Annotated in this window: 23 protein-coding genes; 10 read left to right on the top strand and 13 right to left on the bottom strand. The window is 57.2% G+C overall.

Features of this window, described 5'->3' with window-relative positions; all coding sequences use genetic code 11:
* Window positions 1-12 precede the first annotated feature (12 nt).
* Window positions 13-1806 carry an elongation factor 4 gene (gene lepA / locus HY751_08910; GenBank protein ID MBI4666514.1) on the bottom strand — a complete coding sequence of 598 codons (1794 nt, stop codon included), beginning with the start codon at window positions 1804-1806 and terminating at the stop codon, window positions 13-15.
* Window positions 1807-1997: 191 nt separating this feature from the next.
* On the opposite strand from lepA, the gene HY751_08905 reads away from it, so the two are divergent.
* The 5 genes from HY751_08905 (at window position 1998) to HY751_08885 (ending at window position 6307) form a co-directional block, all read left to right on the top strand.
* On the top strand, window positions 1998-2222 hold the full coding sequence (locus tag HY751_08905; GenBank protein ID MBI4666513.1) for a type II toxin-antitoxin system HicB family antitoxin: 225 nt from the start codon (window positions 1998-2000) through the stop codon (window positions 2220-2222).
* Complete coding sequence (locus HY751_08900) at window positions 2219-2449, top strand: type II toxin-antitoxin system HicA family toxin (protein ID MBI4666512.1); 231 nt, start codon at window positions 2219-2221, stop codon at window positions 2447-2449. Before HY751_08905 ends, HY751_08900 begins: the two co-directional genes overlap by 4 nt.
* 335 nt (window positions 2450-2784) lie before the next feature.
* Window positions 2785-4065, top strand: a complete 1281-nt coding sequence (locus HY751_08895) for an ABC transporter ATP-binding protein (protein MBI4666511.1) — start codon at window positions 2785-2787, stop codon at window positions 4063-4065.
* The gene (locus HY751_08890; GenBank protein MBI4666510.1) at window positions 4062-5264 is read left to right on the top strand and encodes a glycosyltransferase family 4 protein; all 1203 of its coding nucleotides are present in this window, start codon (window positions 4062-4064) and stop codon (window positions 5262-5264) included. The genes HY751_08895 and HY751_08890 overlap by 4 nt, the downstream gene beginning before the upstream one ends.
* A complete protein-coding gene (locus tag HY751_08885; GenBank protein MBI4666509.1) occupies window positions 5261-6307 on the top strand; it encodes a glycosyltransferase in 1047 nt (348 codons plus the stop codon). Before HY751_08890 ends, HY751_08885 begins: the two co-directional genes overlap by 4 nt.
* Before the next feature lie 165 nt (window positions 6308-6472).
* Here the strand turns inward: HY751_08885 and rsgA are convergent, their stop codons facing one another.
* From rsgA to HY751_08865, 4 genes are all read right to left on the bottom strand, one after another.
* The gene (gene rsgA, locus HY751_08880) at window positions 6473-7369 is read right to left on the bottom strand and encodes a ribosome small subunit-dependent GTPase A (protein ID MBI4666508.1); all 897 of its coding nucleotides are present in this window, start codon (window positions 7367-7369) and stop codon (window positions 6473-6475) included.
* Window positions 7356-8798 (bottom strand): Asp-tRNA(Asn)/Glu-tRNA(Gln) amidotransferase subunit GatB, encoded by a 1443-nt coding sequence (gene gatB, locus HY751_08875; protein ID MBI4666507.1) that lies wholly within the window; start codon window positions 8796-8798, stop codon window positions 7356-7358. The genes rsgA and gatB overlap by 14 nt, the downstream gene beginning before the upstream one ends.
* A gap of 281 nt (window positions 8799-9079) precedes the next feature.
* Window positions 9080-10564, bottom strand: coding sequence for a hypothetical protein (locus tag HY751_08870; GenBank protein MBI4666506.1), 1485 nt, complete (start codon window positions 10562-10564; stop codon window positions 9080-9082).
* Window positions 10453-11346, bottom strand: a complete 894-nt coding sequence (locus tag HY751_08865) for a zinc-ribbon domain-containing protein (GenBank protein MBI4666505.1) — start codon at window positions 11344-11346, stop codon at window positions 10453-10455. Before HY751_08865 ends, HY751_08870 begins: the two co-directional genes overlap by 112 nt.
* A 279-nt stretch (window positions 11347-11625) precedes the next feature.
* Here HY751_08865 and HY751_08860 point away from each other — a divergent pair, with 279 nt between their 5' ends.
* Window positions 11626-12255, top strand: a complete 630-nt coding sequence (locus HY751_08860) for a lytic transglycosylase domain-containing protein (GenBank protein ID MBI4666504.1) — start codon at window positions 11626-11628, stop codon at window positions 12253-12255.
* 27 nt (window positions 12256-12282) lie between these two features.
* On the opposite strand, the gene HY751_08855 is transcribed toward HY751_08860, so the two are convergent.
* The 6 genes from HY751_08855 to HY751_08830 all read right to left on the bottom strand — a co-directional run bounded on the left by HY751_08855 (window position 12283) and on the right by HY751_08830 (window position 18413).
* Window positions 12283-12645: a TraR/DksA C4-type zinc finger protein gene (locus HY751_08855; protein ID MBI4666503.1), complete on the bottom strand. Its 363-nt coding sequence runs from the start codon at window positions 12643-12645 to the stop codon at window positions 12283-12285.
* 96 nt (window positions 12646-12741) lie between these two features.
* Window positions 12742-13941, bottom strand: coding sequence for an O-antigen ligase family protein (locus HY751_08850; GenBank protein ID MBI4666502.1), 1200 nt, complete (start codon window positions 13939-13941; stop codon window positions 12742-12744).
* Window positions 13942-13978: 37 nt separating this feature from the next.
* Entirely contained in the window at window positions 13979-14959 is a 981-nt protein-coding gene (locus tag HY751_08845; protein MBI4666501.1) for a hypothetical protein, read from the bottom strand.
* A gap of 35 nt (window positions 14960-14994) precedes the next feature.
* Window positions 14995-16722 (bottom strand): ABC transporter ATP-binding protein, encoded by a 1728-nt coding sequence (locus tag HY751_08840; protein MBI4666500.1) that lies wholly within the window; start codon window positions 16720-16722, stop codon window positions 14995-14997.
* On the bottom strand, window positions 16722-17765 hold the full coding sequence (locus tag HY751_08835) for a glycosyltransferase family 9 protein (protein MBI4666499.1): 1044 nt from the start codon (window positions 17763-17765) through the stop codon (window positions 16722-16724). The genes HY751_08840 and HY751_08835 overlap by 1 nt, the downstream gene beginning before the upstream one ends.
* Before the next feature lie 60 nt (window positions 17766-17825).
* Window positions 17826-18413, bottom strand: a complete 588-nt coding sequence (locus tag HY751_08830; GenBank protein ID MBI4666498.1) for a hypothetical protein — start codon at window positions 18411-18413, stop codon at window positions 17826-17828.
* Window positions 18414-18573: 160 nt separating this feature from the next.
* On the opposite strand from HY751_08830, the gene HY751_08825 reads away from it, so the two are divergent.
* Window positions 18574-19302 (top strand): metallophosphoesterase family protein, encoded by a 729-nt coding sequence (locus tag HY751_08825; GenBank protein ID MBI4666497.1) that lies wholly within the window; start codon window positions 18574-18576, stop codon window positions 19300-19302.
* Between the two features lie 12 nt (window positions 19303-19314).
* Window positions 19315-20358, top strand: a complete 1044-nt coding sequence (gene holA / locus HY751_08820; GenBank protein MBI4666496.1) for a DNA polymerase III subunit delta — start codon at window positions 19315-19317, stop codon at window positions 20356-20358.
* A gap of 75 nt (window positions 20359-20433) precedes the next feature.
* Here the strand turns inward: holA and rpsT are convergent, their stop codons facing one another.
* Window positions 20434-20700 (bottom strand): 30S ribosomal protein S20, encoded by a 267-nt coding sequence (rpsT, locus tag HY751_08815; protein MBI4666495.1) that lies wholly within the window; start codon window positions 20698-20700, stop codon window positions 20434-20436.
* A gap of 175 nt (window positions 20701-20875) precedes the next feature.
* On the opposite strand from rpsT, the gene HY751_08810 reads away from it, so the two are divergent.
* Window positions 20876-21595: a CsgG/HfaB family protein gene (locus HY751_08810; protein ID MBI4666494.1), complete on the top strand. Its 720-nt coding sequence runs from the start codon at window positions 20876-20878 to the stop codon at window positions 21593-21595.
* Between the two features lie 74 nt (window positions 21596-21669).
* A complete protein-coding gene (locus HY751_08805) occupies window positions 21670-22365 on the top strand; it encodes a DUF2461 domain-containing protein (GenBank protein MBI4666493.1) in 696 nt (231 codons plus the stop codon).
* Window positions 22366-22386: 21 nt separating this feature from the next.
* On the opposite strand, the gene HY751_08800 is transcribed toward HY751_08805, so the two are convergent.
* On the bottom strand, window positions 22387-22974 hold the full coding sequence (locus HY751_08800) for a nitroreductase family protein (protein ID MBI4666492.1): 588 nt from the start codon (window positions 22972-22974) through the stop codon (window positions 22387-22389).
* Between the last annotated feature and the right edge of the window lie 312 nt (window positions 22975-23286).

Below are 23286 nucleotides of genomic sequence, written 5' to 3'. Positions count from 1 at the left end.
TCTTCCTTTCACTTATTTGCCATCGGTCTTTAATATGGCAAGGAACGCCTCGTGGGGTATTTCCACCCGGCCGATGCTTTTCATCCGTTTCTTGCCTTCCTTCTGCTTCTCCAAAAGCTTGCGTTTGCGGGTAATGTCGCCGCCGTAGCATTTGGCCAGCACGTTCTTGCGCAGGGCTTTCACTGTGGTGCGCGAAATTATCTTGGAGCCTATGGCCGCCTGGATGGCGATGTCGAACATCTGGCGGGGGATAAGCTCCTGCATCCGCTCGGTAAGGTCGCGCCCCACGTTGTAGGATTTGTCTTTGTGGACTATGGCCGATAAGGTGTCTACCGGCTCGCCGTTCACCAGCAGGTCCAGCTTCACCAGGTCCGCCTCCTGATAGCCCGCCAGCTCATAATCCATGGATGCGTAGCCTTTGGTTATGGATTTTAGCTTGTCGAAGAAATCCAGCACGATCTCGTTCAACGGCAGGGTGTAAACCAGCGAAACCCGCTTGGTGGTGATGTATTCCATCTTCTTCTGATGGCCCCGCCGTTCCCGGCAAAGGGTCATCACCGGGCCGATATATTCTTCGGGCAGGATTATGGTGGCCTCTATCACCGGCTCGGTGATGCTGACCCGCTCGTTGGGGCCGGGCAGGTTGGCCGGGTTGTCCACCGTTATAACGTCGCCGCTGTTCATCGTCACCCGGTACACCACCGTGGGCGCCGTGGAGATGAGCGACAGGTTGAACTCCCGCTCCAGCCGCTCCCTTATGATGCCCATGTGCAAAAGGCCTAAAAAGCCGCACCGGAACCCGAACCCTAAAGCCAAAGAGTTTTCCGGCTCGTAGGAGAAAGAGCTGTCGTTAAGCCTCAGCTTGGCCAGGGCGTCGCGCAGGGGCTCATACTCGTCGCTGTCGGTGGGATAAAGGCCCGAGAACACCATGGGCTTGGCCTCCACGAAACCGGGCAGGGCCTCTTTGGAGCCGTTGCGGGCCAGCGTCACCGTGTCTCCAACTTTCGCGTCGGCTATGGTCCTTATGGCGCCGGTGAAAAAGCCCACCTCCCCGGCGGTAAGCTGGTTTACCGGCCGCGCCTTGGGGGTGAAAACACCCATGTTGTCTATCTCGTGTTCGGAGCCGGTGGAGAGGAACAGTATCTTGTCCTTCTTGCTTATCACCCCGTCCACCATGCGGATGAGCGACACCACGCCCTGGTACTGGTCGTACCACGAGTCCACCAGCAGGGCGCGGGGTTTGGCGTCCAGGTCGCGCTTGGGCGCGGGGATGCGGGCCACCACCGCCTCCAGAATGTCCTCTATGCCGATGCCCGCCTTGGCCGAGGCTAAAATAACATCTTCCGGCGGCAGGCCGATTATCTCTTTTATCTGTTGTTTCACTCCTTCCACATCCGCCGAGGGAAGGTCTATCTTGTTTATCACGGGGATCATAACCAGGTCGTTCTCCATGGCCAGATGCACGTTGGCCAGGGTTTGCGCCTCCACCCCCTGGCTGGCGTCCACCACCAGTATCACCCCTTCGCAGGCCGCAAGGCTCCGGGACACCTCGTAAGAGAAGTCCACATGGCCCGGGGTGTCTATGAGGTTGAGCACGTACTCCTGCCCGTCTTTGGCCTTATAGCCCAGGCGGGCGGTTTGCGCTTTTATGGTTATGCCCCGTTCGCGCTCTATGTCCATGGAGTCGAGGATCTGTTCCTTCATCTCCCTGTCCGACACGGCGCCGGTTGTCTGCAAAAGCCTGTCGGCCAGGGTGGACTTGCCGTGGTCTATGTGGGCGATGATGGAGAAATTACGTATGTTCATTCAGTTACAGCTATATCTTCCGCAAGATTGACTCAAATATATAATGTTACCAGAGCGGATGGGCAATGTTCAAATCCGCAATACTGTGACCTGGGAACCGGGGTCGGGCGACCCCGGGGAAGCGTTAATCATATAGCCTGTGCCGTAGCTGGGTGATTACGCTATACTGTTGACTATACAAGGAGGCCGCCGTGAAAACCTTCACAGCATATATTGAATTCGACCCTGAAACAAAGCTGTATGTAGGCGTAATTCCGGGCATTACCGGGGCTCATTCCCAGGGCTCAAGTCTCGACGAACTGAAAGAGAACTTGAAGGAAGCGCTGGAGCTTTGCCTTGAGGAATACAAGGAGCGTGGAGATCTTGACGACCTGCCACGCTTCGTTGGCTTGCAACAAATAGAGGTTTCCGCTTGAGTAAACTTCCTGTCGTCAACTTCAAGACGATGGACAGGCTTCTGGGCGGACTGGGTTTTATTAAGGCGCGCCAGAAAGGAAGTCACGCATTTTACCGCCACCCCGACGGCAGAACCACAACAGTTCCAAACCATCCAGGGCGCGATCTTGCCAGACCGTTGATACGGGAAATCCTCAAGGAAATAGAGCTTTCCACGGATGACTACATCAAGTCGATAAAGCAATGATAATCCAGCTTTATTTCCTGTTAACGCTGAAAACAGCCCAGCCAGCCAAATCGGTTCGACATTCGGCGTGATTCACAATTCAATGCTAGTTTGAAAGTACAGGGGAGATTCTTCACTTACGCTCAGAATGACAATATAAAAGCCGTTGATAACATTGTCATCCTGAGCGAAGCGCAAGCGAAGTGAAGGATCTGTCTATTATTTGAGATTCAAACTGAGACACCACCCCCGCCCGGAGTCAAGGCCGGGAAAACCCAAAGCCGTGGTATCATTAGGGGTTATTTAACGGCCCCGTTACGGGTTTCCGGCAAATCATCAACATCAATAAGGGCGCAATGACCGCGATAGAGCTTTCGGGCGTTTTCAAAACGTTCCGCAAGGTGTCCGTGAAGGGCAATTATGGCACGCTGAAGGGCGCCCTTGTGTCTTTAGTGACCGGTAAAGGGGGGAAATCGCCCAAACCCGCGGACGATAACCATTTCGACGCCCTGCGGGACATCAGTTTTTCCGTGCCCGCCGGAAGCACCTGGGGGCTTATAGGCCGCAACGGCTCGGGCAAATCCACCCTTCTAAAGCTGGTGGCCGGGATATACAGGCCGGACCAGGGCCATGTGAAAACCAGCGGCGTGGTTTCCGCCTTGATAGAGCTTGGCGCCGGGTTCCACCCGGAATTCTCGGGCCGGGAGAACATTTTCATAAACGCCTCAATCCTGGGCCTGCCCCGCAAAAAGATACAGGAAAAGTTCGACGACATCGTTTCTTTCGCCGAGCTTTGGGATTTTATAGACAACCCGGTGCGGACATACTCTTCGGGCATGTTCATGCGGCTGGGGTTCTCGGTGGCGGTGCACGCCGACCCGGACATTTTGCTGGTGGACGAGGTGCTGGCCGTGGGGGACGAGGCTTTCGGCCACAAGTGCCAGGAGAAAATGGAGTCGTTCAAGAAATCCGGCAAGACCATACTGCTGGTCACCCACAACCTCGACGAAGTAAAGCGATGGTGCGACGGCGCTGTGTGGATAGACAGCGGCGCGGTGAAGATGATAGGCAAACCCAACCGCGTGGTGGACGCCTATCTTGCCACCGTGGCCGAAAAAGAAAACCTGGACGCGCTTGAAAAAGACCATGCGCCCCACGCCGAAATCGTTGAGACCGCCAACCGCTGGGGCTCCGGCGAGGTGGAAATAACCGGCGTGCGTCTGACGGACGGCGCCAAAGAGGAACGACGCGTTTTCCCCTCGGGTGAGGCATTGACCGTGTCGGTGGATTACCGCGCCCACCGCAAGGTGGCCGAGCCGGTTTTCGGCATCGGCATAAACAGGAAAGACGGCGCCAACTGTTACGGCACCAACACCCACATCGAGGGTATAGACATAGACTTCGTGGATGGCCAGGGAAGCGTGGCCTTCACCGTGGACCGGCTGGACCTGGTGGACGGCGCATACACCCTGTCGGTGGCCGTCCACGCCAAAGACGGCCACGCTTATGACTATCACGACCAGATGTACGACTTCACCGTGCGTTCGAAGTTTAAGGACGTGGGGGTTTTCCGCCCGCCCCATTCCTGGGTGATAAACGGCCAGAGGTATTTGCCATCCGAAGAGGCGGCCCGGTGAAAGTATCTTTCGTAATACCCTTCTACGGGGCCAACATAGGCGGCGGAGCCGAGAACCATTGCAGAAGGCTGGCCGAAAGCCTCACCGTGCGCGGGGTGGACGTGGAGGTGCTAACCACCACGCTTAAAGATTTCACGTCCCACTGGAATAGCGTTTATTACGAGGCGGGGGTGTATTGCGTCAACGGCGTAACCGTACGCAGGTTCCACCCCAGGCCGGTGGACACCGACGTGTTCGTGCCGGTGAACCTGAAAATAATCGCCGGGGAACCCATCACCATAGACGAGGAGCTGGACTACGTCCACAACGCCATAAACTCCGACGCCATGTATGAGTTCATCGGGAACAACCACAAGGGGCGGCTCTACTTTTTCATGCCCTACCTTTTCGGCACGTCGCTGTGGGGTTCTTCCATAGTGCCATACAAATCGTTCCTCATCCCCTGTCTGCATGATGAAGGATACGCCCGGCTGGAGGTGACAAAACGGATGTTCCGCCGGGTGAACGCGGCGCTGTTCAACTCCCCTGCCGAAATGCGGCTGGCCCAAAACCTTTACGGCGGCATGCCCTACTCCGAGCCGGTGTTGATGGGCGAAGGGGTGGACAGGATAGAAGACGCGGACGGAAAAAGGTTCCGCGGGAAATACGGGATGGGCGACACGCCGTTCATCCTTTACGTGGGCAGGCGCGACGCCACCAAGAACACGCCGCTTCTGCTGGAGTATTTCACCCGGTACATAACCGCCAACCGCAAGGCGAACCTTAATTTGGCCCTCATAGGGCCGGGCGAGGTGGACATACCCGAAGCGGCGGCGGGCCGCGTGAAGGATTTGGGGTTTGTGCCTCTTGAGGACAAGAAAGACGCTTACGCCGCCGCCACCATGCTCTGCCAGCCGTCGCTGAACGAAAGTTTCTCGCTGGTGATGATGGAATCCTGGTGGGTGGGGCGCCCCGTGCTGGTCCATAAAAATTGCGAGGCCACCCGGGAGCATGTGGAAAAATCCGGCGGCGGGCTGGCGTTTGAAAGCTTCGCGGAGTTCGCCGAAAGTGTCGAATACATATTGGAAGACCCGGACAGGGCCGGAAGGATGGGCCAGGCGGGCAAGGCCTATGTGGAGAGCAATTACACCTGGGACATTATATGCGCCCGGTTCAAACGGTTTCTGCGGATGACTGAAGAGCTGGGGTTCGACCGGTGAAGATCCATCAGATGCTCCCGAACTTCTGGTACGGCGACGCCATAGGCAACACCGTAGTGGAATTCAACCGGCTTCTGCGCTCTTGGGGGTACGAGTCGGACATATTCGCGGATGTGGTGCATCCGAAACTTACGGCGCGGGACTACCGTGAATACGAAAAAGAACCGGACGGCTCGTGGCTTATCTACCACTACTCCACCGGCTCGCCGGTGAACTGGTACGCGCTGGAACATGGGCGCAACGTGATACTCATGTATCACAACATCACCCCGGCGGAGTTCTTCGACGGATACGACCGGGAGGCGGCCCAACGGTGCCAGGAAGGACGGGAGCTGTTGGGCCTGTTCGCCGGGCGGGTGAAATTCGCCATGGCCGGGTCGGCCTATAACGAGGACGAGTTAAAAACGCTGGGATTCGCCAGGACCGCCGTGGTCCCATATATCCTCGACTTCGACAGGATGACCGATTCCGGCAACCATTATTATAACGACGGGAAGACCAACATTCTTTTCGTGGGCCGGGTGGCGCCCAACAAGCGGCACGAGGATTTGATAACCACGTTCCACCATTACAAGCGGCATCTGGACCCGGATTCCAGGCTTATCATGGTGGGCGGGTACGACCCCAACGGGCTTTATTACCGGTCGCTGAAAAATTTGGCCGCCGGGCTGGACCTGTCGGACGTGATATTCACAGGCCCCGTGGCCGATGAAGCGCTGGGGGGATATTTCGCGGGCGCAAGCCTTTTTCTATGCCTGAGCCGCCATGAGGGATTCTGCATCCCTCTGCTTGAGGCCATGAAGTTCGGCCTGCCGGTGGTGGCGCTAAAACAGACCGGCGTGGCCTACACCATGGGGAATTCCGGCGTTACGGTGGACCGGTTCAACCCGCTGGAAGTGGCGGAGCTTATGTGGGAAGTGAAAAACGACCCGGCGCTGAAAACGCGGGTGGTTGAAAGCCAGCGGGAAAGGTTCGAATATTTCGGCAGACAGAAGATGACGGACAATTTTAAAAACACGCTGATGTCTGTTATTGGCGGTTGAAGATTACCCAGAAACATTTTTTGCGCCACACATTGTCATCCCGGAAGCCGTCAAAGACGGCTATCCGGGATCACGCTCTTTAGGCCCTGATCCCGGCTCGCGCTCCGCTTGGCCGGGATGACATGATGCGGGACGCCAATACTGTCATGCCAGGATGACATACCATTACGCCCAGTCCGGCTCCGCCCGCTCCCGGATGGACTGGATGATTCTCAAATAACTCCTGTACCTTTCGTCGCTCAACGATTTGTCTTCCACAGCCTGGCGTATGGCGCAACCCGGCTCGGCCATGTGCATGCAGTCGCGGAACTTGCACATCCCGCGGTATGGCGCAAAACCGGGGAAATAATGGGCCGCATCCCGCTCGTCAATCCCCGTGGGGACAAACTGGCGGATGCCGGGTGAGTCTATAATGGCCCCGCCGCCGGGCAGGTCCACAAATATCGAAACGGTGGTAACGTGGCGGCCAGCCTCGGTCTTCACGTTCACCTCGCCCACCAGCCGGTTAAGGCCGGGCACAAGCCTGTTGGTGATGGAGGTTTTGCCAACGCCGGAATGGCCCACCAGCGCCGTGACTTTGTGGTTGAGCATGGCGGTCAACCCGTCAATACCGGAGCCTGAAAGGGCGCTCACGGGCAGGACGTTATAGCCGTAATTTTCGTATTCGCGGGCGGCGGTTAGGAATTCGGCGGCTTCGGGGATATCCATCTTGTTCACCACTATGGCCGCCGGGATGCCCATATGGGCCGATGACACCAGGAACCGGTCTATCAGCCCCGGTTTGAACGCCTCGCCGCAGGCGGTGACGATGAGAAGCAAATCCAGATTGGCCGCCAGCGCCTGCTCCTTGCCGTTGGCGCCGATGCGGATGAGGGCGTTGCGCCGTTCCAGGATTTTTTTCGGGCGGCCTTTTTCAAAAACTATGCTGTCGCCCACGGCCCATTCCTGGCCGCGGGGCGGTTTTAGCTCCAGCGTTTCGCCGCCCACGCGTATGTGGGCCCGAAGGCCGTAATGGGCTATGACAAGTCCGGTTTTTTCTTCTTCCCGCTCAGGCTTTCTCAAGCTTTTCGGCCAGAAGTTTGTTCACAAGATCCGGGTTGGCTTTTCCCTTGGTGGCCCGCATAATCTGCCCCACGAAGAAACCGGCCACCTTGGTCTTGCCGGCCTTGTACTCCGCCACCTGCGAGGGGTTGGCGGCCAGAACCTTGTCTATCTCGGCTTCGATGGCGGAAGTGTCGGTGATCTGCACCAAGCCCTTTTCCTCCACGATCTTTTTCGGGGAGGCGCCGCTTTTTTCCATTTCCTCGAAGACGGTTTTGGCTATCTTGCCGCTTATCACGTCTTGCTCTATCAGGCTTATCATTTCCGCCAGCATGGCCGGTTTCACCGGGCAGTCGGCGGCGGAAACGCCTGAATCGTTTAAAATGCGCAAAACGTCGCTCATCACCCAGTTGGAGGCCAGCTTGGGGTTTTTAACCCCTTTGGCGGTCTGCTCGAAAAAATCCGCCACGCCCCGGCTGGCTGTAAGCACCTCGGCGTCGTACTGTGGCAGGGCGTATTGGGCCATGAACCTGTCCCTTTTCGCGTCGGGCAGTTCCGGCAGGGCGCCCCTTATCTCCTCAATCCACTCTTTCTCCACGCACAGGGGGGTCAAGTCCGGCTCCGGGAAATAGCGGTAATCGTGCGCCTCTTCCTTGCCGCGCATGGAGAGGGTGATGTTCCTGTCCGGGTCATAAAGCCTTGTTTCCTGAACCACGCTACCACCGTCTTCCAGGATGTTCTTTTGCCGTTCAACTTCATAGTCTATGGCGCGGGTGAGGAACCGGAACGAGTTCATGTTTTTCAGTTCCGCCCGGGTGCCGAACTTCTCGGCGCCCATGGGGCGGATGGAAACGTTGGCGTCCACCCGAAGGGAGCCTTCCTCCATGTTGCAGTCCGAAACGTCCAGATACTCCAGGATGGTCTTCAACTTCTCCACATACCGCTTTGCCTCTTCCGACGAGCGCAGGTCCGGTTCCGACACGATCTCAAGCAACGGCACACAGGCCCGGTTCAAATCCACATAGCTGGAGTCCGGATGCCCCAGGTTCTCGCCGTGGATAAGCTTGCCCGCGTCTTCTTCCATGTGTATCCGGGTGAGGCCTATGGTTTTCGGCTGGCCGTTCAACGATATCTCCACCTTGCCATGCTGGCAGATGGGCTCGTCGTATTGGGATATCTGGTATCCCTTTGGCAGATCCGGGTAGAAATAGTTTTTCCGGGCGAACCGGGACAGCGGCGTTATGGAGCAACCCGTGGCCAGCCCCACCATCACCGCCCGTTTCACCACCTCGCGGTTCAGGACAGGCAAGACGCCCGGCATGCCCAGGCAAATGGGACATGTGTTGCCGTTGGGATCCGCGCCGAACTTTGTGGAGCAGGCGCAGAAAAGCTTTGAGTCGGTAGAAAGCTGGACGTGCACTTCCAGCCCGATAACTGTTTCGTAATCCATTAAGTTCTCCAGCGATGGGGGGCGTTGTATTGGCCCCGGCCCGTGTTGGCCTTGAAAACAATAGGTTATTATACAAAATTTGGGGCCGGGTAAGGGCGCAATATGCGCCATGGGTGGTGTCCCAGTTTGAATCTCAAATAATAGACAGATCCTTCACTTCGCTTGCGCTTCACTCATGATGACAATGTTATCAACGGCTTTTATATTGCCATTCTGGGCGTAAGTGAAGAATCTCCCCTGTACTTTCAAACTGGGACACTACCGCGCCGCGGGAAGGAATGTCAGTTCAGGTTGAAGTTTGTGAGGCGCACGTCTTTTAATCCGGCGAACTGCTCCACGGTTTTCAGGTTTTGGGCCAGGTATTCCTCCAGTTTGTCCTGAACGAACACCGTTTCCTCGTAGAACTTGTCTTCAAAGAAAGTGTCTATGAACTTCTCCACGGTGGTGGAGGTGAAAAACAGCCGTTGACGGACTATGCCCGCCATGGTTTCCGAATCGAATATCAGCTCCACGTCCATGTTCATCACGCGGGACGCCTCCATGTCGAACTCCACCGGCAGGTAAACAGAGAATTTCACCATGGGGCCGCTTCCGGCGTCCACCGACACCGGCGCTACTACCGGAGCCGCAGGCGCGTTGGCCCCTTCCTTGCCAAGCTCGCCACCCTCTGGCGTAGAGCCCTTTTCAAGCTGGGCCACTTGGGCAGACTCCGGTTCCGAGCCGCCGAAGAAGAACCAGTAACCGCCACCCAATGCGCCAAGAACCATGGCTCCGGCCAAACCCGCCACAACCCCCGCCATTTTCGGCGGCAGTTTGGCCAAGGCCGTTTTTATGAACGGCAGGGAGATTTTCGGAATGGCCGGTATTTTTCCTTTCAGCCAGCCCATCGCCTCTTTTATTTTGCCGGGAATGGCGGTAACGAACGAGGGTAGTTTGAAGGCTTTTCTGGCGGTTTCTTCGTGTTCCTCATGTTCTTCTTCCGGTAAATGGGCCGCTCCCATGGCGAAAGGCCTGGGCGCGGAAATGGTGGTTTCATCGCCCGGCTCGTGAAACCCGGGATCCGGAGCCACCGCCATTAAAGTTTCATCTGAAGAGAGCATCTCATCCAGAGATTGTTCAGCCTGGGACACAGCCTTGGCCCCGCCATCGAAAAGGGCTTCTCCCAATGAATCTTCCCCACCGGCCAGAAGCTTTTCCAGATCGTCGTCGTGTTCACCCTGGAACGCCGGGGCTATGGATTCCGCCGCCTTTTCGATATCGCCATGCTGGGCCTCCATAAGGATGGCGTCCAGCGTATCTTGCGATATAAGCCCTTCTTCGGCTGGGGCGGCTTCTGTGGCGGCCGGTTCAACAGTTGATGCGCCCATCCCTGAAAGAAGCGCGTCCAGATCGTCTTGGGATACCAGCTCGTCGGGTTTTTTCTTTTCTTCGGCTACCGCCGCTACTGGCTTGGCCAGAAGGGCGTCCAGGTCGTCCTGGGAAATGATTTGCCCCTCTTTTTTCTCTTTACCCGGGGGTGGCGCTGTGGGCTCTGGCGCCGGTTTGCCCAAAGCGGACATCAACAGGGCGTCAATCTCGTCCTGCTGGGATGTTGCGGCTTTGGCGCCTGAAGCTTTTTCCAGATGACCTGGGGCGTTATCCGCCAGTAAAGCGTCTATATCATCCTGAACCCCGCGAGTTGGGGAAACCGCCACTGGCGTTTTATCCAGATCGATATCCAGGGGTTTGTTAGCGCTGAGCAGGGATTCAATGTCATCCTGGGACATGGCGCCCGCTGGCTCTTCCTTGGCCGGGGCCGGAGCGGGTTCCTGCTTGGGAGCGTTGGCCGACAGCAGGGCTTCAATGTCATCCTGCGACCCGATGACGGGGTTTCCTTAACCGGTTCGGGTTTCGGGGCGTTGGCGGCCAGAATCGCCGCTATGTCATCCTGACCCAGGGGGCCAGCGGGTTCCGGCTTGGGAGCGTTGGCCGATAACAGGGCTTCAATATCATCCTGCGACATCACACCCGATGACGGGGTTTCCTTAACCGGTTCGGGTTTCGGGGCGTTGGCGGCCAGAATCGCCGCTATGTCATCCTGACCCAGGGGGCCAGCGGGTTCCGGCTTGGCTGGTTCCGGTTTGGGCGTGCTAGCGGACATCAACGCTTCTATGGCGTCCTGAGAAAGGGGGCTAACAGGCTCTTCGCTGGCTGAAATGGCTTCCATTTCTGGGGCGTTTGGAGAAACCTCGCGCTCGGTTTCCTCTAAACCCGTTGATTGATAATCTGTTTCTCTTGCGCTCTGTGGCGCTACGCCCGATTCGGCAGGCACGGGTTCTGGCGCTGTAACCCGGGATTCTTTCCGGGTTGGCTCCGGGGTGGCGGTGGGGGTGTGAAGCTCCGGCCCCTTCCTCCGTTTTTCCCGGAGACGGGCCACCTCTTCGTCGGAACGTTTCCGGGCGAAAAAAACATTCTCACACTTGGCGCACTTGGCGTACATCCCCTCATCAGGGATGGTCTGGGCGTCAATTTTATAACGCGCCGAGCATCTCGGACATTTGACGATCATGACACTCCGATTTTACCCAAAGGTCTTCCAACGCCAACGATTTGACAGGGGCATCCAACCCGCCAATCCACCCACATAAATTTTATCATATTGTATTATATGCCGTTATCAAACTTTGCGCCGTATAATCGTTGACTTCATGCCTTTGGGCCAGTATAGTTTGAACTCATTATTAATTATGAAACAGTATTAAGACCCTCAGTTAAGCGTCCCGCGCAAACGTAGTACAAGAACCGTTCCAACCATTATCAACCCCCCAACTGGAAAGCGAGGCCAAGCATGATAATCAGAATAGCTTTTCCTTTGTCTCTCCTCGTCTGCCTGTTCACGACGGTACTGGCAGGGCTGGTAGCGGCCAATGAGTCATCCATGTACGAAGCCAGGTATGACCGGGCTTTAGACCGGCTCCAAAAGACGCCTCCCGAGGACACCCTTTTAAAGGTGTTGCAGACCAAGGCTGGCGATCTATCAGAAGAGGAAAGGGGCCTTATCGCCCGTTCGGTGTCCAGATACAGCAGAATAGACGGGCACGACCCTTATTTGCTCCTGGCGCTTATAGAGATTGAAAGCGGATTCGACAGAGGCGCTGTTTCCAGCGTGGGCGCCAAGGGGCTTATGCAGATTCGCCCCTTCGTGGCCCAGTACCTGGCTGAGGAGTTATCCATGTCCAGCAAAAAGGCCGCCAGTTTGCACGATGTGGACACCAACCTGCAGATAGGCTCGTATTACCTGGCCAAGATGATTCGCAGATACGGGAACCTGTCGCTGGCCCTGGAGGCCTATAACCTGGGCCCGGCCAAGATGGATGAATTGAGGCAAGGTGGCGAGCTTCAGTGGCGGTTTACGTCCAAGGTGAAAATGGCCATGGTCAGGCTTAAAAAGCTTGCCATCATTGAAGAGAACGCCTGACCGGGTTATCTGGAGGGAGTGGGTGGATCAACCCTTTTTTTCCACCCGCTCCTGCGCTTCTTTGCAGGCGATGCACAGGGTGGCCACGGGGCGGGCTTTCAGCCGTTCGGAGCTGATACCCCCGCCGCACTCGTCGCAAACGCCGAACCGGCCCTGATCTATCCGTTCCAGCGCCTCGTTTATCTTTTTTAGCAGGTTTCCTTCCCGCTCCATCAGGCGCAGGGTGAAGTTGCGGTCGGTCTCCAGCGAGGAACGGTCCACCACGTCGGGCAACTCTTCCCCTTTAACGCCGAAAGCGCCGTTTTTCACAGTGGCGGCGGACTCTTCCATAATGGAGAGTTTCTGCTGGTTGAGCAGTTTCTTAAAATAATCCAGTTCGGCGGATTCCATGATGAAAGGCTCTTTTTGTTCCGGGTCTAGAACGTTTGATGTAATTACGATGCTCCAGTAATAGCTTTGCGTCAAGGGTTTAATGAAGGGTTTTTTTTAGCCGGTGGGCCCTTTTATCGCGTCCTCCGCAGGTTTGGCCGCCGCCAGCCCCATGGCCATGAAAAGATAGAACAACATTTGTATCTCCGCGTCGCCGAAATTGTACTCGAACATCCCCGCTGAAAGGAACGCCAGAACCCCAGCGCCGCCAGCGGCCAGCGAAGTTTTCATACCTGTGTCCGATGTCATGCGGAAGGCGGAGCCCATTTTCCAAAGCGCCACGGCCCATACCGATATCCATGCCCCAAGCCCCGCCAGGCCCCGCTCGGCGCCTATCTGGATAAAGTTGTTGTGCAGGTGCGAAATGTTCGGCTCTTTCACGTCCGGCCTGCGGTACGCGGGATATACCAGCGGGAAAGAGTTTTGCCCCACGCCCAGAACCGGGTTGTCCCGGATTATCTCCAGCCCCGCGGCCCAAAGGTTGAACCGTTCCCGGTTGGTCTCGTTGCTCATGTCCGCGATACTCACCACCCGGTCCCGCACATGGGATGGGGAGAGGGTCAGCGCCACAAGGGCCACCACCGGCAGGGCCGCCACGGTCCACCGGTTTTTCAGCGCCAGCAACGCCACGGCCCCCGCGAACAAACCCACCACCGCGTTCCTTGTGAGAGACACGAAGACCGCCGAAATCATTATGGCCACCGCCATGGCTATCCATCCGTCTTTCAGGCCGCCGCGATGGAAAAGAATCACCGCCCCGCCCGCCATCACGGCCATCATCAACAACCCCGCGAAGGTCATGTAAATGTCCTGGAAACCGGATATGCGGTTATAGATGTCCACCCCCCGGCCCATGGCCTGGGCCAGTCCATATACCGAAACGGCCCCGCCCGCCCCCGCCATTATCTTCAACGCCAAAACGGCCTTGCCGGGCCGCCGGACGAAATAATCGTACACGGCGAAGAGGATGAATAGATGAAGCAGGTCCTTGGAGTCAACGATGGACTCCATCGCATCCAGCGAGAATAGCGCCGCCACAATGGATACGCCCACGAAAAGCGCCACGGGCCAAAGAACCGGCGGCAGGTTCGGGCGCTGGCCGGTATTGATCCACCGGCCAAGGAAACATACCCCCATCCCCGTTGCGGCCATTTGCGCCACGGAGATGGAGATAAAATCCGCCACGCAGAACAGGGCGGTAAAGGCCCAGCAGGCGGTGTCCCACCTTCCGGTGGGGTCTATGGACGGTTCAGCCATTTTCGCAACCCCGGCATGTCTGAAGGTTCCCCGCTACTCACCGGGTTTTCAGGTGAGTGTAGAGGGACGACTCGTAACGGAAGCCGCCATAGGTTGTCACCAGCCCGTAAGATGAGTCCGGCGGGCTCTCCTCTCCCGCCCCTTCACCCTGCACATAGCAATACCAATAGATGCGTTCGGGGGCGATGGATTTTTCTATGTATGCCATGTTGGCCTCGAAATAATCCTTCTGGGAGCTTTGGCCAGATTTGCCTGTTTCTGTCACCCATACCCGTAAGCCGGAGTTTGTCACCATGGGGCCGCCGATGGAGCTAAGCTCGAACTCCATGTCGGCGTAATAATGGACATTGAGCACGTCGGCGTAATTGGCCAGGCCCAGGTCTATCAGGCGTTGGGTCCATTCCCATTTGGAAATGCCGTCGGCGGTGATGTTGGCCGAGGCGGCGGACACAATGTAGGCCGAAGGGTCTATGGAGTGGATGGCCGAGGAAGCCATTTTCAGAAGGTCGAAATAATCGTCCGCCGAACCGTTGAGGGAGTTATAGGTCATCTCGTCCGGCTCGTTCCATATTTCCCAATATTTCACCCGGCCCTTGTACCGGCTTACCACGGGAATAACGTAATCGTTTATGTAAACCGATTTCCAGTCGCCACTGCCCTGGAGCCAGCTGGGAACGTAGCCCAGGATCGGCAGAAGCTCCACCCCTGCTGATTCAGCGGCGCTCAACGCGTCGTCGAACCGGGTGAAATTCGGGCTTGCGCCCCGGTAGGGCATGTAGCCCGTGTCGAACCAGAAGGTGGTTCGCGCATAGTTTATCTTGAGCGCTTTTACGTCGCTCATCTGGGTCTGGAGCGAACCCACCGTGCGGTTGCCGGTGAACATCACCACACCCATCTTTTCGTAGGGAACCTCTGTGCCGCCCGTGAGCACTTCCTGGGTGAAATTGCCATCGCAGGCTATGAATGTGGCGGCCGCAAGAAACAGGGCGGCCAGCGAAAACAGGGCCTTTTTAATCATATCAACTCCATAATTTCTTTATTGGGGGTAAGCCTCTAGGGTTCCACGGCGAACTGGAGCTCGAACAGCCTGCGGTACATTCCGCCCCGCTCCAACAGCTCCTCGTGGGTTCCGGTCTCGGCGATTTCCCCCTTGTCCATAACTATTATCCTGTGGGCCGAAAGCACCGTGGACAGCCTGTGGGCTATTACGAAAGTGGTACGCCCGGCCAGCAGGTTTAAAAGCGCTTTTTGCACTATTTTTTCCGATTCGGAGTCCAGCGCGGAAGTGGCCTCGTCCAAAACCATCACCGCCGGGTTTTTCATTATGGCCCTGGCTATGGAAAGCCGTTGCCGCTGGCCGCCGGAGAGCCTTACGCCCCGTTCACCTATCTGGGCGCCGTACCCGTCAGGAAGCTCCATGATGAACTCGTGGGCGTAGGCGGCGCGGGCGGCGGCCTCCACCTCTTCGGCGGTGGCGTCTTGCCTGCCGTAGGCTATGTTGTTCCTCACGGTGTCGTGGAACAGGAACACTTCCTGCGTCACTATGCCTATCTGGCCCCGGAGCGACTGGAGCGTCGCGTCGCGGATGTCCACCCCGTCGAAAGCCACCGAACCGCCGGTTACATCCAGAAACCTGGGGATAAGGTTCACCAGCGTGGTTTTTCCCGCGCCGGAAGCGCCCACCAGGGCCACCATCTCCCCCTTGTTCACCGTTAGGGAAAAATCTTTTATCACGTGGGCGTTGTGGTCGTAAGCGAAACCCACCCGGTTAAAGGTAATCACGTTTTTCAACCGGGGAAGCTCCAGGGCTCCCGGTTTTTCCGTGATGGCCGGTGGCGTGTCCATCAGATCGAAAATCCGGTGGGCCGCCGCCATGGCCTGCTGGATCTTGTTGTTCACCCGGGACAGTTTGGCTATCGGGGCGTAAAGCATGAACAGGGCCGTAAGAAACGAGAAGAAGGCGCCCACGGTGGTTTGCCCGGAAATAACCTGACTACCGCCGTAGTAGATAATGGCGGCGATACCGAAAGCCCCAAGGAACTCCAGCAAGGGGCTGGACAGCTCGTTAATTTTTATGGTTCGGCGGAGGGTGTCGTAATATTCCTGGTTCTTGCCCTTGAAGCGGCCCACCTCGTAGTCTTCCATGCCGAAGGCCTGCACCACCCGCACGCCTGTGAATGTTTCGTGCAAAATGGCGGTAAGGTCCGCCAGCTTTTCCTGCGACTCTTTGGACACCACACGCAACGAGCGCCCCAGCCTCTGGATAAGGGCGCCGGACAGGGGTATCACCGCCAGGGAAACGAGGGCCATTTTATAGTCCCAGTAGAACACCACGCACAGGAGGGCCACCATGGTGAGCGATTCCCGGATAAAGTCGTAAACCACGATGGAGACAGCGTCCTGGATGACCGTCACGTCGTTGGTCACCCGGCTCATAAGCTGGCCGGTCTGCCGTGAGGCGAAAAACGACACCGATAGACGCTGGAGCCGGGAGAAGAGGTCATTGCGGATGTCCCGCACGGCCAGCTGGCCGATGGTCTGCATAATGGACGAGGCCACATAGCGGCCCACGCCCCGCACAAGGTAAATGGCCACCACCCCCAGCGGTAGCAGGGACAGCATGCGGGCGTCCTTGCTCATGAAAATGTCGTCGAGAATGGGCTGGATTATGTACGCCGCGCCACCCGACGAGGCCGAAACGGCCATCATGAAAATGGAAGCGACGATAAACCTGCTCTTATATGGCGCCAGGTATGAAAGAAGCCTGCGGTAGAGCCCCATTAACGCGGAAGCTCCATAACGGCGACCTTGCCTAGTACGGTGTTTTTCACCAGTTCCACGTCAATCTTGTCCATACAATCGAAATGGGGGCATTTCTCGGACACGCATCTTTCGCATGGCTCCACGTTGGGAACCAGCGCCGTGTCTTTAGGGCCGATGGGGCCCCACCGCTGGGGCAGGCAAACGAATATGGGGCAGTACAGCCCCACCACCGGAGTGCCCGCGGCGGAGGCCAGGTGCAGTGGCCCGGTGCTACCGGCCACAAACACGTCGAACTGCGCCAAAACGCCCGCCAGGTCCATCAGCGTCCCTTCGTTCAAATATCGCGTCACGGGGCGGCCCGATTCCGCCGCCACCCGCTCCACCAGGGTCTTTTCCCGGGGCGCCCCGGTTATCACCACGTCCATGCCCGCGTCGAAAAGTTCCCGCGCCAGCTGGGCGTACCGTTCCGGCGCCCAGTTGCGGGACGAGCCGCCGCTACCCGGATGGATACCCACAAGAGGTTTGCCTTCCAACCGCGCAAAAGTCACCGGCGAACTGGCCGGGGGTAGCACAAAAGGCACCCGCACCGGTTCCACGCCCAGCGGTTTCAGCAGGTCCAGGTTATGGTCCGCCTCGTGGCGGGTGGAGCTGGACCTGCGCTGGCGTATCCGGATATTGTAAAAAATCTGCGCCAGTTTTGTGGCCGGGCCTATCCGCGTGGGGATCCCCGCCAGATAAATCAAGGCCCCCACGGAAAAATTCGAGTATAGCGCTATGGCCACGTTGAATTTTTCCTTCTTGATCCTGTCCAGCAGAGGGAGGAACCGCCCCCTGGGTATATGGGCCGTTGGCGAATCATATTCTATCACCTCGTCCACATCGGGCCGCTGGCGCAGAAGGGGCGCCGTGTAGCTACGCGTAAGAGCGCAAATCCGCGACCGGGGGAACGCCATCTTCAGCGAAGTGAAAACCGGCAGGGAGAGCGTAACGTCGCCTATTCTGTCGGTTCGCGCCACCAGGATTCTGGGCCGGTCGGGAAGCCGGATGTCATTAGGGGTCATTGGAAGATTTTACCACGCGGCGCCGGGAAAAGCCTGCGCGGCTTTGGCCCAAGCCCTCCGTTAGTGCAGGTAACGGCCCGGCGCGCTGAAATCCAGCGACGTGTCCCTCATGGTGGAGCGGATGGCGCTCATCAGCGGGTCGGGAAACGCCTCGTCCAGCTCGTTTAAATATTTGATGGCCGACAGGCTCCACGCCGCCTCGTCCGGTGTTTCTATTATGGCGATGTTCTTGCCGCCGAACTCCTCCATCGCCATGTCCCTCATGGCGGCTAGGCCGGGGGCCACCCTCCGTTCTATGATGTTTAAAGGCCGCAGGGGGGCCATATGGTAAATGTCCAGCCCCATAAGGTCTTCCGGCAGGTCGCCCCCGGCCAGCTCTTCAATGGGCATCATGCCCGAATAGCCCACCATTTCAGGGTCGCCGACGGCGGCCAGGTAAGCGGGGGCCTTCTGGATAAGCATGTGCTCCGCCACGCATACCCGCAGAACGGCCTCTTTGCCGTCCCGCGAGGGGCCGAACACGGCCATGTCCCACCGGCCCGGGGAAAGCTCCCGCTGGCGCTGGTGGATTATGGTGCCTTCGATAACCTGGACAAGTTTTTTTTCGGCGCTGTCCCGCCGGGCTTTTACTTTTATGTTTCTCTTCATGAAACTGCTTAAATGGAACTGGCGCTGTATTATAGCTTATTAGTGGCAAACCCCATAAGGCCTTTGAAATGGAATGGCGGCGCCCGGCATTGTATAATTTGGCGGCGTGATGTTAGTCTAGAACCAGAAGAAGAAAAGCATAAGGATAACGGCGAAAACTATGCGGTACGCCCTTTTTTCGGATATCCACTCCAACATCGAAGCGTTCGAGGCCGTGCTGGCCGATATAGACCGGAATGAGGCGGACAGGCTTCTGTTTTTAGGCGATATCGTGGGATATGGCCCCAGCCCCAACGAATGTGTTGAAAAGCTACTTCATACCGCCAACCTTTCCCTGGGCGGCAACCACGACTGGGCCGTGGTGGGCAAAACCCCGGACGACTATTTCAATCCATACGCCAAACAGGCCGTGGACTGGACAGCCAGCGTCCTGCTGGACGAGCACAAGGAGTTTTTGAAACGCACCAAGGCTGTGGACCGTTTCGACGGGTTCCAGGTGGCGCATTCCACGCCGTACCGCCCGGAGGAATGGCATTACATCATGTCCCAGAAGGAAGCGCTGGAGAATTACGACAGCATAGACGGGCAGTTGTGTTTTATAGGCCACTCCCATCAACCGCTGATCCTGGAATATGACGACGCGACCCGCGTGCGGGTTTACCGGGAGAAGCAATACCAGCTAAAACCGGACAAGAAATACATCATCAACATAGGCTCGGTGGGCCAGCCGAGGGATTCCAACACCCAGGCCTGCTGGGTACTTTTCGACTCCGAGAACAGCCTGGTAACTTACAACAGGGTTCCTTACGACATCGCCGCCGTGCAGAAGAAAATGGCGGATGTGGACCTGCCCCGCTATCTTATAGACCGGCTGGCATTGGGCCGTTAAGGGCCAAACCCGATGGCCCAAATCACACCCACGGCGCTGGCGGCGGCCATCGAAGGCCAAAAGTTCCGGATGGAGCCCGTTTACGTCTTCCACGGCCCGGACTCCAAACGGATGGAAGACGCCGCCATGAGGGTGAAGGAGCTTCTTTTGCCCCTGGTGGGCGGGCCGGACAATTATTTCAGAAGCTTTAAACTGGGCGACGGGCCGGAGGAAACCACCGCTGGCAATATCGTGGCCCAGTTGAACACCATTTCCATGTTCGGCGGGGGCAAGGTGGTTTGGCTGGGGACGATTGAATCGCTGGACAAGGAATCAGACGAAATCCTGTCCGGCTATCTGTCGAATCCAAACCAGCAATGCGCCCTCATCGTCACCATCACATCGCAGACCTTTAAAAAATCAAAGTTGTTCAGCGAGGCGGCGAAATGCGGGCCGGTGGTGGAATTCACCAGCCCCAAGGGGGAGGAACTGGTGAAATGGATCCGCGCAGGCGTCCAGCGGCGGGGTTGCGCAATAACCCCCCAGGCCGCGCAAACACTGGGCGAGCTTATGGATGGGGATTTGGCGCGGCTGGAGGGGGAGATCGAAAAACTGTCGCTCTACGCTGGCGATGGGGAGGAGATAACCATGGAGATGGTGGAGTCCATGGTGGGCGACCAGCGCGAGGAGAGCCTGTGGGATTTTTTGAGGGCGGTGAGAAAACGGGACATTGTAGAAAGCGCGGGTTTGCTTGAAAACCTGTTAAACCACAACCAGCCCGCCCAGGTGATATTAAAAACGCTGACCACGGAGGTTTTGCGGCTCTCCGCCGCGCGGGACGCCAAAGTCAAGAAAGAGCCTTTCGACGCTTTTGCCGACGCCATGCCCGGCCCGGCCACCCCGTTTCAGAAAAAGTTGTTGGGCGACCTGTGGAAAGACGCCGATAAATGGCCCCAGGAACATGCCCTGAGCGCTTTGAGAGGGATACTGGAGGCCAACATGAATATGATGCTGGCCAAAGCCGGTCCGGAGGTTATATTGCCGGCGATGACGGCCAAAATGATAAAGAACGGCTGATAGCCGTTAAACGAGGCAAGGTTGACCCCTCGCCCCCGGCCAGGTAAAGCCGGAGGCCAGGCGCAAAACCTCCGGTTATTTTCCGGCGGTCGCCAGCTTTTGGGCCAGCCGGGAAATCCTGCGGGCGGCGTTATTCTTGTGGATAACACCTTTGGACGCGGCGGTCTGCAAGGTTTTCATCGCCTCTTTCAAAGCGGCGAAACCCTCTTCCTTCTGTCCGGCGTCTATGGCCGTGCGGGCCTTTTTTACGGCCGTGCGGGCGGAGGCGCGGGCCACGGTGTTGCGCAGTTTACGCTTTTTATTCTGCCGGTCCCTTTTCTCTGCGGACTTGTGATTCGGCACAGTATGTAGCTCCAGAAAATTACAAAAACAATAATTATTATTCGCGGGGCCGTAAGTGTCAACCAAAATCCGGAATTCGCGCCATGGATAAATGCTTATCTAAAGTGGAGCGTGATATAATTCCAGCCAATTTAAGGCCTTAAGGGGCTTACAAACTTATACTGGGAGGGTGGTTATGACAGCGTCTATCAGGGCCATTGTTATCGCCTGCGCGGCGGTGTTTGTTGTGGCGGGGGCGGCTTTGGCTGAGGAGAAAATATCCATAGGCGTGGACGAGTTCCGGAACGACACGCACGCCGCCTGGTGGCGTGGCGGCGTGGGGCATGAGCTTTCGGGCATGCTCTCCAACGAACTATCCTCCACCGGCAAGTTCAAGGTTGTGGAGCGCAAAAAGCTGGACTCGGTCCTCCGGGAGCAGGACCTGGGCGCCTCGGGCCGCGTGGCCCCCAAGAAGGCCGCCAAGATAGGCAAGATAACCGGGGCCGATTACCTGGTGATAGCCACCGTTTCGGCGTATGAGGAAGATGTGGCCGAGACCGGCGGCGCCATGTCTTTCGGCGGCATTTCGCTGGGCGGAAGCAAGGAAGACGCGTATATGGCGGTGGACCTGCGCGTGGTGAACACCACCACCGGCGATGTGGAGTTCTCCCGCACCATAGAGGGCAAGTCTTCCGGCGGCGGGCTGTCGCTGGGGATTTCCAAGGGCGGTTTCTCCGGCGCCTTGGGGGGCAAAGAGAAGACCCCGGCGGGCAAGGCCATCCGCGCCTGCATCATAGAGATCACCGAATACCTGGAGTGCATGATGGTGGACAAGGACTCCTGCATAGCCGATTACAAGGCCAAAGAGGTCAAGCGGAAGAAGAAGACCAAGGAGTCTTTGAAGCTGGACGAGTGACGGGAGTAAACCGGAACATGGAAAAAGGCCGTGTTGAATAAACGCGGCCTTTTCTTTTTGGGGGTATATAAAATATGGCCGCGAAAAAAGAGAGCGCTCCGTTCGCCTTTCCCAAGGAGGCTTTAACCTTCTTCCGGGGGCTTGAGAAAGACAACAGCAAAGCATGGTTCGACGCCCACAGGAAAGATTACGACCAGAATGTGCTGGAGCCCCTAAAATTCATGGTGATGGCTTTGGGCGCCCGGCTGGGCGGTAAAAAACTGCCGGGGCTAAATGCCGACCCCAGGGTGAACGGCTCCATTTTCCGCATAAACCGCGACACCCGGTTTTCCAAGGATAAAAGCCCCTATAAAACCCACGCCGGGGCATATTTATGGCTGGGCGGGCGGGAGAAACTACGCGCTTCCGGGCTATATTTCCAGATGGACGCGCGTCAAGTTCTGATAGGTTGCGGGATATACCTGATGCAGGAACCGGAGCTTTCCGCATACCGCAGGAACGTGGCGGAAAAAATGGGTGGCAAACTTTCGGTGGCGCTGAAAAAGGCTGTGGATGCGGGATTTACCGCCGGTGGCGAGGCTTTGAAAAAAGTTCCTGGCGGGTTCGATCCGAACCATAAACACGCCGCTCTTTTAAAACAGAAAGGTTTTTTTGTGACCAGGGAATATCCCGCCGCCATGGCCACAAAGGGGGACTTGATTGCGTTTCTGGCGAAGGAATTCACCCCGGCGCTGGATTTCGTGAAGGTCATGCACGCCGCCACCATGTGACATTATGGCGGCTTTAGATTGTCAGGGCATGGCCCCCTCGAAAACCAGGGTTTCCAACGGATTTCTTTGGCTCGGTTTTTCCCGCTCCCGCAAATCCGGCGGCAAGGCAGACGCGTCGCCATATCTCCCCACGGCTATGGCGCATCCCATATCGTACCCGTCGCGGGGAACGTTAAGCTCACCGTAGGAGCGCTCCACGTCGAACCCGGCCATGGCGTGGGCGTACATCCCCATTTTCCGCGCCTGCAACGCCAAAGACATCCAGGCCGCGCCCGCGTCCAGCATGTGGCTACGGTTGGGTTTGCCGTTGTGGGCGAAAATCTTGCTGGACGCGACGAATATCAGTGCCGAGGCGTTCTTCGCCCACACTTTGTTGCCTTCGGTTAGAAGGCCCAGAAGCTTGCCGAACCCGTTTTCATCGCGCATTGCATAGATAAACCTCCAGGGCTGTTCGTTGAAACAGGATGGAGCCCACCGGGCCGCTTCGAACAGGGTGTAAATCTCTTCCCGGGTGATGGGCGCGGGCTCCATAGCCCGTGGCGACCAGCGGTCCAGAAACATGGGGTCAATCGGGTAACCGGCCTTGCGTTGATTTTCGATCGGGCTCATGGGCGGCTCACCTCCCTTTTATGCTGGCCATATATTTCATATTTTATAGTACTATTCCGCGCCTGTCAGGGTTGGCTTGTTATCCTGTTATAAGGATATTCATAAATAGGGTAGTGTCCCGGTTTGAAAGTTCAGGGGAGATTCTTCACTTACGCTCAGAATGACAATATAAAAGCCGTTGATAACATTGTCATCCTGAGAGAAGCGCAAGCGAAGTGAGGGATCTGTCTATTATTTATTTGAGATTCAAACTGATACACCACCATAACCGGCCCCTACTGGCGGTGGCGGTTCAAAAAGCCTTAGAATTAG

This window comes from Nitrospinota bacterium, assembly GCA_016208975.1.
Classification (GTDB): domain Bacteria; phylum Nitrospinota_A; class UBA7883; order UBA7883; family JACRLM01; genus JACQXA01.
The sequence above is the reverse complement of the archived record's forward strand: the minus strand, read 5'-3'. Positions and strand labels throughout refer to the sequence as shown.